Raw genomic sequence first — 15405 nt, forward strand, 5'->3', positions numbered from 1 at the left:
CCCCCTCCTTACGCTCTGCGGCGTCTCCACCACAGGAATATACCTGCCGCTACGAACAGCAGTGGGAATACGATCACGGTGGAAATCAGGATGATTCGTGCCTGCGGCAGTGTCAGTGTTGCAGTCTGGTACTGGTCTTCCACCTTCGGACGAATCGTTACCTGACTGTCATTGCCGATCAGATAATTGATGCTGTTCACGACAAAGTCCAGATTCCCCTGCTGCTGAATCGACTGATCCATCATAAAGGTAGAGCCGCCCAGCACAATCGCCTTCGGCTTGCTATCCGAACCGCCTACGGCAAAACCGAGGTCAAACGGTCCAGTCAGATCATTGGCATCCTTCTGTGTGGACGATTCCAGCAGCCCAGACAGATTCGTCTCGCCATAGCTCTCAGATGAAGTGGACAACAGTGGTGTAACGGTCAAACCGTCTTTGGCTTCCTGCTTGAGCGCAATCGACAGCGACATAATGGTATACAGATTACTATTCGCTAATTTGGTCGTAATCTCATGGTTGCCGTATTCCGGCACAATGGTCAGTGGATCGTACAGCGATTGTCCTTTTGGCTCGACCGCTACCGCATGCGTGTCGGTAATGCCGTACGTGCTCATCAGGGAATCGATGTTCGTCCAATCGGTTTTGGCTTTTTCATTGAAGCCGAGTGACAGGAACAGCTTGCCGCCCTTGTCGACATACTGGCGAATGACTTTCGTTTCCGCAGCGCTCAGATCGGTTTGCGGGGCAACGATCATCAGCACACTGGCGTCATCGGGAATACTGCCTTCCTGTGCCAGTGATAATTCGGATACGTCGATATTTTCTTCTTTTAACTGCCCTGCCAGTACGCTCAGTGTGGACGTATTAAATTCGTTATGCCCGTTGAGCAGGTACGCTTTGTACGTTTTGTCTGACGACAGCGACAACAGACCAGATGTAAGCTGCTGCTCGCCCGTAAATTGGTACGAGGTTGAAGCTGCTTCACTGTCGGTACTGTCGGCGTCACTGCTGCTGAACATGTTGTAGACAAGGATCGATTTGGTGCGCTCGCCTTGTTTTAATACGACTGTGCTCTCGGTTACGCCATACTGGCGCGCCAGTTCAGGATTTTGCAGCAGGTCGTATTGCTTCACTTCCAGCTTGCTATTCAGCTTATGGTATTCATCCAGCAAGTCCGTCACTTCGCGTGTATACACCTGCGCATCCTGCGAATTCATGAACACCATCGCCTCAACCGGCTCGTTGATGCTTTTCACTGTATTGATCGTCTGGTCGGACAAGGTGTTTTGTTTATTTTGCGTCAAATCCGTCTGGAAATTGCCTAGCGAGTTCAAAAATAACGTCAATACGATAAAAATACCAATCGCCGCCACCGAGACGACAATTGCATTTGTGCGTGTAATCCATTTGCTCATCTTCATTACCTCCACCGCTTCCGCTCTACGACTTGAATGCTCAGCACGAGGAATAGTGCCGACAAGGTGATGTAGAACAAAATATCCGGTCCGTGTAGTATCCCCTTAATCAGGTTATTGATACGCGCAGACAGGGAAAATGGAGTTAACCACTCCTGCAAACTGGAATTGGTAGCACCGGACATGAACGAATCCATCAGCCACAACGTTAACAAAATGACAAAGGCAATCACTGCCGCCACCATCTGGTGTTGTGACAAACTGGAAGCAAACAATCCAATCGCCATCATCGCTGCACCAAGCAAAAAGACTGCCAGCACCGACAATCCGAGCAGCGTCAGATCGAGTGTACCAAAAAAGGACATAGTCAACGGATAGACCAGATTGCAGACAATCAGTACGATGAGCAGTCCGAGTGAAGCTAGATATTTGCCGATCACAATCTCGGTTGCGCTGGCAGGTGAGGTTAATAATAGCTCATCCGTGCCCTGCCGGAATTCCTCCGACATGAGCCGCATCGTCAATAGCGGCACGACGATCAGCAGCATGAATATCGTATCCCCAAGTACAAGCCGGTAGTCGATAATGCTTGGCTGGTATACGACAAAGCTAACGTAAAACATCAGACTCGACAGCAGTACATAGACGGCAATGGCGAAGTATGAGGTCGGGTTTAAAAAGTACATCTGTAGTTCCTTGGAGCACACCGCCCACATTCGTCTCATTGAGCGTTGCCCCCTTTGTTGTCTTTTGGTTTGTGCGTATAGTTGGCATGTTCTGACGATGGTTCATCTGGCGAAGATGACGTTTCATTGTGTTCCGTTTGGTCATCCTCAGTAGTAGATGTCGCTTGTTCTACCATAATATTCTTTTGAGATACAGGTTCATCTAACGTTGCAGATGTTTCCAAAGCTGAAATAGGTTGAGTATTGGTTCTCTCTGCTGATTCCGACGCTAAAGTAGGCTGTGTATCCGTTCGTTCCAACGCTTCTGCCCCCATAATAGGCTGCGTATCTGCTTGTGCTGCTTCTGTCGTCAGCTTCACGAATACCTCTTCCAGACTCATGCGCTCTTTGCGCAGTTCCAGAATGGGAATACGTGCAGCGCCGAGTGCCAATGACAGCTTTTCCCGAAAATCGGTATCGTCCGTTCCTTGTAGACGTACTTGAATCGTCTGCTCCTGCTGATTATCCTGCGATAAGGTATAATCTGCCTGCGCCCATTTCCACGGATCAAGCAGCTTGCGTAGCGCCGCAGGACGCGCCTTCACTTCCAGCGCGACTTGGAAAGTGTTGTTCAGCGAGCTGTCGAGTTGGTTGGATGCGCCATCGGCAACTAGTTTGCCGTTATTAATGATCAGCACCCGATTGCATAACGTGCTGACTTCCTGCAAAATATGCGTACTCAGCAGCACTGTATGCTGTTCACCCAGTTCGCGAATCAACTGGCGAATCTCTACGATTTGATTCGGATCAAGCCCGGACGTTGGCTCATCCAAAATGAGCAAATCCGGTTGGTGGATAATCGCCTGTGCCAAGCCGAGCCGCTGCTTGTAGCCTTTGGACAGCGAACGAATCAATTGCCGTTCACGACCTTGCAGACCGAGCCGGGTGATCATTTCGCTGATGCGTAGCTTTTGCTGGCGTGCTGGTACATCACGTAGATCGGCGACAAACCGTAGATACGATTGCACCGTCATATCGGGATACAGCGGCGGCGTTTCCGGTAAATAACCGATACGTGCCCGTGCCTTGCGCGATTGTTCATGCATAGGCATACCGTCGACCCAGATTTGCCCAGACGTCGGCGTAAGATAGCCGGTAATCATGCGCATCGTGGTCGTCTTGCCTGCGCCATTGGGACCGAGAAACCCGACAATCTCCCCACGCTCCATCTCAAAATCAATCCCGTCCACACTCCGCCGCTGGTCAAAATATTTGCTAACTTGCTGGACTTGAAGCATTGTTGTCATCTCCCCCTATCTGCACACATCCCGAACATACTCTCTTTCCGTTCGTATCCGGTGATGTGGATGTATTTACAAAACACATTTTACTATACCGGATAAAGTATAAATTCAGCTTAAAAAACGATAAGGGGAAGCTTAAAAGGGCTGGAAGTGAAGATTGACATGCAAGTGGGTGGTGATTATTGAGGCATAGGGTGAAAAATGTAGGTGGTTAGGATGTAGGTAGATAGCAAAACCAGCCGGGCAGGTGGAGAGAGCCTGCTAAGCTGGTTTTTATACTTGTATATCTTATTTGTGAAATGTGAATTTGTCCGCTCATTTTGTAAGATGGCTTGAATCATCTAGGTGCAGCAAGATCGTAACATTCCATAAGATCACACGTTGAAACTGTTCAATTATCACCAGCGAATGACAATGGGTGTTTTGCTACTTACATCAATCGGAATATCCTTTGAACCGATGCCCGCAGCAGACGCCGCCATAATATCTTCTTCGATACCGATATTTTGTAGATTCAGTGTTCGTGCAGCTGTTAGCTTGAATTTGGGTTCGCGCTCCACCGGAAACGTGAGACTACCTTCGGAGGTGTTACCACCATTTGTCTGGATCGCCAGACTCGCAGCTGCGGAAATCTGATTGGAGTATTGCACCATGCGCTCATATAATAAATCGCCATTCTTGCTAGCTGTAAAATCCTCAGCAAAATGAGGTTCTTTTACAACTAGAGGCCAATCGCGCTGGGCATCGAATTGTTCACCAATTAACATCTCTTCCAGTTCTGGAGTCTGGATATCGTCCTTGATCATCTCTTCCAGTGTTAGACCTTCTCCATCATCGGGAGCTTCCTGCCGCTTTTGTAGATCTTCCAAATAATCGCTAATCGTTTCATCTGCGCGTTGTTCTAATCCTAGTTCATATTGCTTTTTCACTTCTTGCACTGCTGTCAACGAAGCCGCATCCGCAATATTTTGAGCCTGCCGCTTCTCAATGAACACGGTAAAATAGTAAAACATAAATGCACTGCCTAGAATGACAAAAGCAAGTGTCGCGATTGTCAAAATCGACATGCCGCCACGCTCATTGTTCATTCGCTCACGAAAGATTGCAATCCACTTGGTCATTTGTACCCTCTCCATTATTGTTCATTCCATTCTAAGGAAGCTATGAAATCAAATTTGAAGCAGTTTCGGAATCTGCTGTTTGATGCTCAAGATATAGCAACCTTGTTCACTGCTTGCTGTATGCTGTGCTCTTACTTATCGGTATACTCGACGAGCCATTGAGCCGCCTCTGCTCGGGAAACGTCCGCTTGCGGTTTGAGTAATGTTGTAAACCCAAACACATTGCGATAGGTCGGTTCACCATAAGCAAACGTAGCAACCGCACGAATGTATGGTTCTTTGTTTTGATAAGGCTTACCAATATCTTTGGCATCGCCGATAGTAAAGAGCGAATCCTGCACAGTAGATAGAGCAAGAATAGGGTCTTTTACACTGTTCATATCTTGATACCATGCCCATAACAAGGCTAATTGTTCACGCGTTAGCGGTTCGTCTAGCTTCAATGCATTGTCTTGATCCAGAGCAGGTAGAACGTCTGCTTTTCTCATTTGCTCTACTAGTGCATAGTCTGGATCGGCAGTATCGACATCGGAAAATGCTGCTGGTGCTTGATCGGCATCCTTCAGTTCCTTGTAGTCATATCCATGCATCCAACGAATAAAGTCGCGCCGTGTAATGCTCTCATCTGGTTGAAAGTTGCCTTGCTCATCTGTAGCCGCGATACCTGCTCTTAACAATGCAGCAATTTGCCATTGCACCGAACTGGTCGCGATATCATTGACGGTCACTGTGTTCTGGGCTGTCGATTCAGAACTAGGTTGCTCTGCTTCCTGTTCCAATTCTGCTGTCTTTTCTTGTTGTTCTTTCTGCTGATCATTGATTACAGTTTTATCTACAATCCAATGTGCAGCCTGTGCGCGGGTGACCGGTTGTTGAGGTTCTAATGTATCTTTCACATCGAACACTTGTTCAAGTGAGTGTTGCTCGTCTTTTGCATAGTGGGAAACTGCGAATACATACGTATCGCCAATTGTATTCCCATCTTTATACTTGTTTAATACAAACTCCATGATTGACTTATCAACGATAGGATTAGTGATACTTCGTTCGCGTTGATACCATCCCCACAGTAACGTGAGTTCCTGACGGGTCAGTTCTTTCTCTAATTTCATTGTGCCATCTGGAAAACCTGTAATCACACCGGCATTCTGTAATCCTTCTATCAACTTATAGTCAGGATTGGTAGCATCCACATCGCTAAAACTTGGCGTCTTTGCATCTTTGGGCTTGATATTTTTGTTGTCATAACCATACATCCAATGGATGAATTGAGAGCGCGTGATCGGCTCATCTGGATTGAAATTTTCACCGCTATCTAATGGAACGGCACCTGATGCCAGTAGTTTCGTAATCTGTTCTTTCTCCGGTATTTGTGCAATATCTGCTGGAACAGCAGTGTCAGACGATTGCGCTGCTGCTTCTCCACCACTGACAACAACCTGCACGAGAACCGGCTGCGCCAAAGGATCAACTATTGTATTGGTTGTGTCTTCATTGTTGGTGGTATCTTGCTGCGTCGTTGGAGCAGCAGTACTAGCTGGCTGTTGCGCAGCATTCTTGCTACAGCCAGCTAGTACTACAACTATCATAAGAAGTAAGAGTAAAGTTTTGTTCATTGGATTCACATCCTGCTATGTCGTTTAGTTAATAAATTATGTCTTCAATTATCTTCCATAACGCCAATAAGAGATTGTTCCGAATACAACTATTGCAAAATAGAGCTGCATCCTTGTAACCCTTCGTTCTTTTGCGTCAGAAACAATATATCGCAGTATAGCAGTTGTAATGAAAGGAGCAATGCATATACATGAAAGAATAACACTAGTTTTAAAATCAATTATTTGAAGGTTTCTGTTTAAATAGCTAATAACAAAACACCCTAATATAAAAATTGCAGTACTAATTTGCAAACAAAGAAGCTGTACTTTTTTATCAAATTTCTCGTTTAAAAAACTAATCATTATATCACCTCATTTCTTAGCCTTGTTTGTTTCTGCCTGTTGGCTGTCTATCCAATCTGAGATCTTATTCGTAACCTCACCTGTAAATTTCTCCCCTGGCTTTAAATAGCGATCATGAAAATCGAGACGCTCTTGGTTTCCAAGTAAATCATCATACTGCCTTTGTGTAAGTGAAGGACCATTTTGTGCCCATCTTTCTACAGTCTGCTCATTGCCACTTCGGTTCCACAATAAATTAAGTTGCCGATTAGTAATACTTTTCTGTCCAATGTCAGAGGAAGAGACATTAATCCCACGATCAGATAAATCTGAAAAACTAGTCGAGATATCGTTCTTATCCCTTATTCCTCTCATTATATTTCCAAAGAGAGGAGCTACAAACATGGATTTGAAAAACTCTCCAGCCGCTTGTTGTTCAAGACTTTTGTCATCTTTTTTATTAATAGCAGCTTTTATTGATGTCATAGATATTGATTCAACCATACCACCAAAAAAGCCAGCGATAGACTGCCCAAATTTTGATACTGCGGGCGCCTTGATTACATCCGCAACTTTATCAAAAATCAGAGCTCCGGCTACGCTCTCAAGCACCATCATTCCCATATCCTGTATGCTAGGATATTGTTTATCCAAAATTAGTTTACTAGCTCCACTCACAGCAAAGTTTACAGAAAATGCTTGATAAAATCTTGCACTAAACACAGCGGATTTTATCGTTTGAATTGGAGAAGTAATCAAACCTCGAAATCCATTTACTGCACCTTGTGCTAACCCTTTAAAATAATTAAGTCCTCCTCTTCCCAGTTGTGTAACCAATGCCTTTAATCCCTGATTACGAAATAAAGTTACACCTCCGCGGAAAGCTGCAATGATACCTGATTGAGCAATGCCTATTACAGATATCGCAGCCAGCGCGCCATAACCAATGCCAGCAACAAAACTAAAATTATCGCCCGCTACTAATCCGTAGATACCGCCTACTACAGCTCCAACAACCAAGGCAGTTATCAATATAGGAATAGATATTGGCGCACTGAGAATGAAAGCCCCAACTGCAGCAACTACAATAACTACGGCTGCAGCACCGATCAATCCTGCAGCAGCTCCCTTACCAAAGTTAGCTAAACTCTCAACTGGATGAGCAACTACATCTTTGGCTTTATCCCATAGCTGTTCATACCATGGGCGGTTATCCTGCTGTTTATTCCCTTGTTGATCTCCGTTTTCGGTATCCACTGCCAATGTATCCGTTGGATTCGTTTGTACACCATTCGGATCTATAGTGGAAGTAGAGGTGCCATTGCCACCCGGAGGTTGCACGGTTCCAGTACCGGGAACGGACACACCATCCGTTGGAACTGGAGTCGCTGGGGTCACATTGGTGCTGCTATTGCCATCTTGAGAATTACTATTTTGGGAATTGCCCTGCTGATTGCTTCCATCATTACCGGCACCAGAAGAATCGGAGTTTCCACCTTGCTGATTGCCGTTTCCTGTTTCATTACCAGGAGTTTGAACCCCCGGCGGTGGAACAGCTACATCGGTTGTTGTCTTCTCGGGTGTCTTATTCCGATCCTCCACTTCCACTTCACTTAGATGTGACTGGATGGGCGATTCAGATGGAGCAGCGTTAACGATGACCGGCAGGATCAACATAAAAACGAATAGCACTGCAAGCAGTGCTCCTCCGAATGTAGATATTAAGCGTCGGATATGAACCACTTCCTTCCCGCCTACTTATAGTGTATGCAATATCACGTTGCTACTTCTTGTACGTATGTGATTGCTTTCATTCGTATGTGATGGCTGTTATGTGTATGAGTTTTAATAAAAGACAATCGTTGGCTTACTGTGCATCATCCAGATCTTCTTTACGTACAGTCGCGCTAGAAGAAATGGGAATGGACAACCCTGACGTATCGAACAGATTACTCGACAACATCGGAGATTCTAATGTGACTTTGACCGTAACATACGTATTGCCACCAGATGAATATTCTGACTTGCTCATATCGGCAATTTTGTAATTTCCAGCAAAGTTGCGAATAGCCGTCTGATAACCGGATTCGCCAGACTGCTCTACCATCGCTGCCCTTGCTCCCTCCATCACCGCCTGTTTGACCGTCACGGCAGTAATCGCAGCAGACGCAAACTGAAATACGATCACAACCATTAAAAAGAACAACGGCAGCACACCGACGAATTCAATCGCCTGTGCGCCCCGTTCGTTTTGAAGATGTTGACGGACTACCTGTACCATATGCTGAATATGTTTATTAGATTTCATTGGATTAGCCACCAATTTTAATTTTGTCGATTGCTTCTTTGATTTTATCTGTCAAAGAAGAGGCAATACCACCGCTTTCTTTACCGAACAGACTCATCAACGCAATAATCAGAACAACAACTACTGCTGCTACACCTACATACTCAATCGCTTGTGCACCTTTTTCATTTTTGGTATATTGACCGATTGTCGATGCTTTGGCATACAGATACGAGCACATTTTGTTCAACATTGTTATTCACCTCCTCTCAAGCACTGATTATCATACCTTCCTTATTGCAATGCATCCCATGAGATTCCGATGCCTTCCGGATTATAAATAAAGTTCAGTACAAGCAACCCGACAATACATAACAATACCGCCGGTAAAATTAGAAAGCTTGTAATGAGCGTTACTTTCGGCCCTGCTTTGGCTGCTTTCTCTTTCATCATGCCAATTCGCGTTTCTCTCATATCTGTGGACAACAATTGAAATGTCTGTGAGATCGGTACACCCAATCGGCTCCCTTGTACAAGCGAATTGACCAGCGTTTCCAGTTCACGACTCTGATTGCGATTCATCAATCTCACATACGCATCATCACGCGGAACACCAATATCTAGCTCCTGTTGAAAACGAACCAGTTCTTCTTGCAGCGGTCCATCCATTTTGGACACAATCTGCTTCATCGCCGGGTCCATCGGCACACCTGCTTGAAGCGATACACTCATCGCATCCATAAAGTCGGGCAAGTCCAGACCGAGTCGTTCTTGTCGTTCTCTGGCAGCAGCTCGAAGCCACAAAGAAGGGAAAATCAGCCCGACCATGATAAACAAGATCAGTACCACTCCATTTCCAAATCCCGACCAGACGAGCAAGGTGCCTAGCAATAAACCTGTAAATACACATAAAAAGCGAAAACCATAAAAGGAATCAAGGCGTAATCCACCAGGATGTCCGGCAAGTTCAATCTGCCGTTCCATTTTGATCGGGTTGGTAAATAATCGAAAGCGCAATCCTAATGGAATCAATTTCTCCGACCATGAAAATATTCTTTTTTTGAAACGTTCGCTAAACTTGATGCGTTCTTTTTTATCCTGAATCATACCTAGCTTTTGACGCATCTTCAGGCGATTCAACTGGTAACGCCAGTAGAAAAATACAGCAGCGCCCCAAGATAATAAGGCGGTATATAAAAAAGTATTGATCCATATCATTATGCATTCACGCCTTTATATTGGTTACTTTGCGAATAGCCATAAAACCAATCAGCATCAGAATCACTACAACGACCAGCAGAATGAAACCCGGAACTGTAAACAGCGGTGTAATGAATCCTTTGAAAACAATGTTAAATGCCACAACTAGAAATACGGGCATCAGCGCCAGAGTCAATGCAATGTAACGGGACTCGGCTGTCTGGTTGTTCAATTCCTTATTCATTCTTTCGCGCTCTTCCAATGTTCTTGCCAGCTGATCCATCGCTTTGGCGAGATTCCCACCTGCTTGGCGCTGAATGGTAATCGTCTGGGTTAACAGACGAATATCGCGGCTACTGAATGTATCAGTCATATCACTTAATACGGTATCGATGGTATTACCAAGCTTCAATTCTCTTGCCATGCTCTGAAAGAGAGGGCCCGCAGGTGCCTTCAACTCCTCTGCCACCATACCAATCGCTTGCTGAATGCTCATTCCGGCACGTATAGAACTTCCTAACATTCGGCACACCTCCGGCAATTGACGATCAATCTGAGCCGCAAATTTGCGCCGTCTGGATTTAAGCCACTGTGAAGATCCAATCGTAACTACAAAATAAGCAACGATCATATCCATCGGAAATCTCATTCCGAGTAACGCATTCAGCAAGTAGGTGATCACAAACAGCAACACACATTGCATAAGTACATAGTTAAAACCGGTAATGCTCAGATCGGCTCCTGCTAGCTTCTGCTCCCAATCCTTGCCGTAATCGGATCGGTTGAATCTACCAGCCCAACGAAGATACATATTTTTTCGACTTTTCACTTCTTCTGTATGCAGTTCTGCAAGACGTTTGTTGAGCAGTTTACTTTTTCTGCGTACAGCAGACAATTCAAGTACCGCAAATGTAATCACAACAACAGTCAAAAATAGTAGTATCAAAAACCAAGTTTCAACTGTCATACCGAATCTCCTCTTCGGCAGGTTCGAAAAACGCTGTGCCAAGGTCATAGCCGAATGTAGTTAGCTTGTCTGCACAACGTGGAACATAACCGGTTGTGACAAAGCTGCCTCGTATCCGTCCACTAGCTTCAGTTGCAATACGCCGAAAGCGGAAAATATCCTTGAGCTGAATGCTTCCATTCTCACTAATCGCTTCGGCGATAGAGACAACTTTGCGTGTACCATCCGATAAACGCAGCGTTTGAACAACGAGTTGGATCGCAGATGAGATGAACGGTCGTACTACTTCGGCGGTCATGGAGGAATTGTTCATCAAGATCATCGCTTCCAAACGAGACATCGCATCCTGTGGACTGTTGGCATGGATTGTCGTTAATGATCCTTCATGACCGGTATTCATCGCTTGCAGCATATCCATCGCTTCGCCGCCACGAACCTCACCGACGATAATGCGATCGGGTCGCATCCGCAAAGCATTTTTGACCAGTTGCCGAATGGTGATCTCACCAGCACCTTCCATATTCGCGGGACGCGCTTCCAGCGAAACGACATTTTTACGATTCAAGCGAAGCTCTGCCATGTCCTCAATCGTAATAACACGTTCTCCAATAGGAATGGAAGCTGATACGACGTTCAGCAATGTCGTTTTACCGCTGCCTGTACCGCCGGAAATAATAACATTCATTTTGGCACCGACCATCGCTTCGATGAATTGCGACATTTTGGGAGTGAGGGTCTTGAAGGACATCAGATGATTGATCGTATACGGGTCTTTTTTAAATTTACGAATCGTGATCACTGGTCCATGCAGCGCGATCGGTGGAATAGCAGCATTCACACGACTGCCATCTTCCAAACGACCATCTACAAGCGGTGAACTTTCATCAATACGTCGACCGATTGGGGCGACAATACGATCAATGATATTGCGGATATGATCGTCATTTTTGAAGCTGATCTCAGAGAGCGTAATCTGACCTTTGCGTTCAATATAGATTTCATCTGGTCCGTTCACCATAATCTCCGTAATATCATCATCTTGTAGCAATGGCTCCAACGGTCCAAAGCCAACAGAATCATCCAGTATCATATCTAGTAATCGAGTTTTGTCCATCTGGGTAATGATTACTTTTTCTTGATCCATCATCTCGGTAATCAGCTTCTCAATCGCACGGCGTTTCTGGTAATTAGGCAGCTTGATCAGTTGATCCAGATTGGTTTCTTTTAGCAAACGATGTTTGTAATGATTGAACAGATAATCAATATAATCTAGCGGCTTCTGTTCTTCGATTGTCTGTTCATCAAGCCTGCTGCTCAACTCTCGGAAGATCGACATGACGCTCTCCTCCTTCCTGTCCACTCAATGCAGCCTGCAATTGAATAAATTCTTTGACCAGTCCCTTTAGACTTTTTAGTTTCTCCTGACGTTCCATAATGAGAGGCACGCCCAGATTGGCACTTGTTTGCAATTTGCCTTTCAAATCTTCGGTTATAGAACCAACAACCGGCAAATTGATAATTTTCTCTACATCTTCTCGGGTGACATCAGAGCGACGACTGTATTTGTTAATAATCAGGGCGATCTGACTAGTATCGATCAAATGGTATCGATCCAGAATATTCAAGATACTTTTCAAGCTGAGAATCGAGGATCGATCCAGATTTAATACATACACCAGTTGATCGGTCTGGCTAATCGCACTGATAGACACTTCATTCAACTCTCGCGGCAGATCAAGAATGATATAGTCAAAATTTTGCCGACAGACGCTAAATAGCAATTCAATATCTTCGCCTGTAAAATTCTCCGCTTCCTGTGGATGGGCAGGAGACATGAGCAGATGAAGATTGGACGATTCCAGCTTGTACAATACACTGCTCAGTTGACTGAACGTCAATTCATGCAAAACGGATTTTAGATCGCCTAGATTGCGTTCATATTCGATATCCAGATAATGCTGAATCCCACCAAATTGCAAATTCAGATCGATTAACAAAATCCGGGCATCTTTGTTCTGCAAAGCCATCGCCTGCGCTGTATTCACACTGACTGTTGTCGTTCCCGCACCGCCTTTACTGCTATAGACCGAAATGATTTTACCGCCGCTTCTGCCGTGTTGTAGTAATGGACGATGATCACTGCCGCGTAAAGCAATCTGTGAAGCCTTTTCCAGCATGGATTCTAGTTGTTCCAGTTCATCCGGAATCCGAATAACATCTGCAACGCCAGCGCGATACATTTCACGAATCCGCTCAAAATCTCCACTCCGACTAAGGAAAATGATTGGCGCACTTGCATTTACTTTTTTCAATTGCATCACGATAGGTGTTAATTCAATCTGTTCTTCTGGCTCGGCAAATAGTATAATTCGCGGTTCTTTGGGATCAATCTGCATATACGCTTCGCGCGGCTTCTCAATTACTTCGCCGGGCTGCATATTGTAAAAATGAATATTTTGAATGAGCTGCTGGGTCAGGCGCTCATTGCTTGAGATGATGGAAACTTTTACAGTAGACAAATGAGAACCCCCTCCGGTGGTAAGTATGTTGTTCTATTGAATGTCTTGTTATTGCGAACTTTGCTCTTTGGCTGCTTGCTGCTTCTCTGTAGCAGATTGACCAGATGTATTCGTATGTTCTTGTTTCGATTCGGATTTGGTGTTCGTAGTTGCATTAGATTTGTTGTTGGTTGTAGAAGTCTCTTTTTTGTTATTGGTCGATTGAGTTGAATTCGGTTTCTGACTAGCTTCATCGCTTTGACTTGATGAAGTATCAGTTGATGAATTGCTACTCTCCTCACCAACATCCTTGCTGCTGCCACTTTTCAGCAAACGTACTTCTTTGGCATAATTCAATGCCCAGATGACGGATTTGGAATCGCTAAGTTTGACGAGTACACCGATGGCGGTAATATCACTACCTGTTTTTTGTACACTATTGACTGTGACATCTTTTAGCAAAATTTTGGTGATTCGTTTATCTCCGCCTTGCCCTTTGTCTCCTGTCTGCTGAGAATCGTAGGAGTATAAAATATCGACCTTATCATAAGCATCAATCTGTTCGTCGAATACAGCCATTGGTGCTCTCATCATCACTTGACGATAATCGCCTTTGACAAAGGTGTTATTGCGCAATACGGAAGTTGTAATAACTGAACCTTTCGTAATCGGGACGACCGATATTTTGTTAGCCAGTTGTTGCTGAGTCGTAATCAGCGAATCCATCACATATTTGCGTGGAATCTCTTGATCTGTCAGCAGGGATGCATCAATGACTGTTCCCGCTGGAATATCCTCAGCTGCTACTTGAACAGTAACGAATTCACCTAGACTAGCTTTCGTTTCTCGCATATAGGTGGAGAATAAAATGACAGCTACTGCCCCAAGTACAATCGCTAGTAGCATAAATACAAATGCGCGTTTTTTAGATTCAAACATGAGCTTCGGCCACCTTCTGTAATAATGCTATAAGTAAAATTGTGCTCATTCCTATAAATGGTGCTAAAGGTAATTCTGATGGAACGTTTAGCTTGTTCGGTGCTACTTTTCTTACAATCAGCAATGGCCACGCCAACAATGCTGCAAGCGGAAACGTGAACAAAAATGCCCAGATTCCTACTGACCAGCCAAGATATGCTCCAATCATGGCAAATAACTTAATATCTCCGCCGCCAAGTTTACCTTTACTTATAATCGCTAGGAACAAGGAAATGCCTCCGAGACCGATCACTCCAACAATAGGTTCCCACCATACCAGATCACCTCGTATCCAGTGCAATAACATAAACATCAACATTCCGGGTAATGTAATAATGTCTGGAATGATACGTCTTCTACAATCCGTGACGATACATATGATTAGCAAAATCAAAAAAATAAGTTGAGCGGCGTAATCCATCTGCTTCTCCTATCAAGTTAAAAACTGACATTCCTGATTCCTGAATAAGTTTTACATGTTCCATTGTGTCCGAATTGTTACATCAGGTAAATAGAGCCATCTTCCCAGTATAAGGAAAATATAGTTACTCACTTCTCTTCCTAACGCGATTTTTCTGCTTTTTTTACCAATAAAAGGTTACAAGTCTGTTTCTTTTGGGTTCAGCAGGTTAATTTCGACAAAAATATAGATATATTTCTATTTTGTTAAGTCTAAGGTTTGAAATTAGAAAGGTTCTATGAACCTAGGTAAAATGAATTATATTTCTACGTTTTTGTACTTTTCTCAATAAAAGGTAACTGATTCTCTTTTATTCCATATGTATGTATATACTTATAAAACTGATGAAATGTAAGACAATAGACGCTATTTTATTACACAGATATGTAAATGTATTCCTCTATTGTTGATATAAAGTATGCGGCTATACCGAAACTCACTATCGTTTTCCTACATCGTTCTATTACCATTTGCAAATAAAAAAGGCTATATGCTCGTAGTAAACGCAGCAGATAGCTTTCTTTATTGAAACTTTGATGGAGAATTGATTTACCGTTTTCATATATAAGT

Annotated in this window: 14 protein-coding genes; all 14 read right to left on the reverse strand. The window is 44.2% G+C overall.

The genetic code is table 11. From position 1 onward, the window contains the following. Positions 1-8: 8 nt before the first annotated feature. The 14 genes from ACDE64_RS18640 to ACDE64_RS18705 all read right to left on the reverse strand — a co-directional run bounded on the left by ACDE64_RS18640 (position 9) and on the right by ACDE64_RS18705 (position 14796). Positions 9-1415 carry a GldG family protein gene (locus ACDE64_RS18640; protein ID WP_411347829.1) on the reverse strand — a complete coding sequence of 469 codons (1407 nt, stop codon included), beginning with the start codon at positions 1413-1415 and terminating at the stop codon, positions 9-11. Between the two features lie 5 nt (positions 1416-1420). Then, positions 1421-2140, reverse strand: a complete 720-nt coding sequence (locus ACDE64_RS18645) for an ABC transporter permease (protein WP_411343591.1) — start codon at positions 2138-2140, stop codon at positions 1421-1423. Then, positions 2137-3378 carry an ABC transporter ATP-binding protein gene (locus tag ACDE64_RS18650; RefSeq protein ID WP_411347830.1) on the reverse strand — a complete coding sequence of 414 codons (1242 nt, stop codon included), beginning with the start codon at positions 3376-3378 and terminating at the stop codon, positions 2137-2139. The genes ACDE64_RS18645 and ACDE64_RS18650 overlap by 4 nt, the downstream gene beginning before the upstream one ends. Before the next feature lie 404 nt (positions 3379-3782). Then, the gene (locus ACDE64_RS18655; protein ID WP_411347831.1) at positions 3783-4505 is read right to left on the reverse strand and encodes a pilus assembly protein TadG-related protein; all 723 of its coding nucleotides are present in this window, start codon (positions 4503-4505) and stop codon (positions 3783-3785) included. 131 nt (positions 4506-4636) lie between these two features. Next, positions 4637-6121: an S-layer homology domain-containing protein gene (locus ACDE64_RS18660; protein WP_411347832.1), complete on the reverse strand. Its 1485-nt coding sequence runs from the start codon at positions 6119-6121 to the stop codon at positions 4637-4639. Between the two features lie 354 nt (positions 6122-6475). Continuing rightward, complete coding sequence (locus tag ACDE64_RS18665; protein WP_411347833.1) at positions 6476-8137, reverse strand: hypothetical protein; 1662 nt, start codon at positions 8135-8137, stop codon at positions 6476-6478. A 175-nt stretch (positions 8138-8312) separates the two neighbouring features. Continuing rightward, positions 8313-8753 carry a TadE/TadG family type IV pilus assembly protein gene (locus tag ACDE64_RS18670; RefSeq protein WP_411347834.1) on the reverse strand — a complete coding sequence of 147 codons (441 nt, stop codon included), beginning with the start codon at positions 8751-8753 and terminating at the stop codon, positions 8313-8315. A 4-nt stretch (positions 8754-8757) separates the two neighbouring features. Next, complete coding sequence (locus tag ACDE64_RS18675) at positions 8758-8985, reverse strand: hypothetical protein (RefSeq protein WP_411347836.1); 228 nt, start codon at positions 8983-8985, stop codon at positions 8758-8760. Positions 8986-9026: 41 nt separating this feature from the next. After that, complete coding sequence (locus ACDE64_RS18680) at positions 9027-9950, reverse strand: type II secretion system F family protein (protein WP_411347837.1); 924 nt, start codon at positions 9948-9950, stop codon at positions 9027-9029. Between the two features lie 7 nt (positions 9951-9957). Continuing rightward, the gene (locus tag ACDE64_RS18685; RefSeq protein WP_411347838.1) at positions 9958-10899 is read right to left on the reverse strand and encodes a type II secretion system F family protein; all 942 of its coding nucleotides are present in this window, start codon (positions 10897-10899) and stop codon (positions 9958-9960) included. Beyond that, positions 10889-12235, reverse strand: a complete 1347-nt coding sequence (locus ACDE64_RS18690; RefSeq protein ID WP_411347839.1) for a CpaF family protein — start codon at positions 12233-12235, stop codon at positions 10889-10891. The genes ACDE64_RS18685 and ACDE64_RS18690 overlap by 11 nt, the downstream gene beginning before the upstream one ends. Continuing rightward, on the reverse strand, positions 12201-13418 hold the full coding sequence (locus ACDE64_RS18695; protein WP_411347840.1) for a CpaE family protein: 1218 nt from the start codon (positions 13416-13418) through the stop codon (positions 12201-12203). Before ACDE64_RS18695 ends, ACDE64_RS18690 begins: the two co-directional genes overlap by 35 nt. Before the next feature lie 48 nt (positions 13419-13466). Further along, positions 13467-14336 carry a Flp pilus assembly protein CpaB gene (locus tag ACDE64_RS18700; RefSeq protein ID WP_411347841.1) on the reverse strand — a complete coding sequence of 290 codons (870 nt, stop codon included), beginning with the start codon at positions 14334-14336 and terminating at the stop codon, positions 13467-13469. After that, positions 14329-14796: a prepilin peptidase gene (locus ACDE64_RS18705; RefSeq protein WP_411347842.1), complete on the reverse strand. Its 468-nt coding sequence runs from the start codon at positions 14794-14796 to the stop codon at positions 14329-14331. The genes ACDE64_RS18700 and ACDE64_RS18705 overlap by 8 nt, the downstream gene beginning before the upstream one ends. Positions 14797-15405 lie beyond the last annotated feature (609 nt).

Origin of the sequence: Paenibacillus sp. WLX2291, assembly GCF_046603665.1 — a bacterium.
Taxonomy (GTDB): domain Bacteria; phylum Bacillota; class Bacilli; order Paenibacillales; family Paenibacillaceae; genus Saccharibacillus.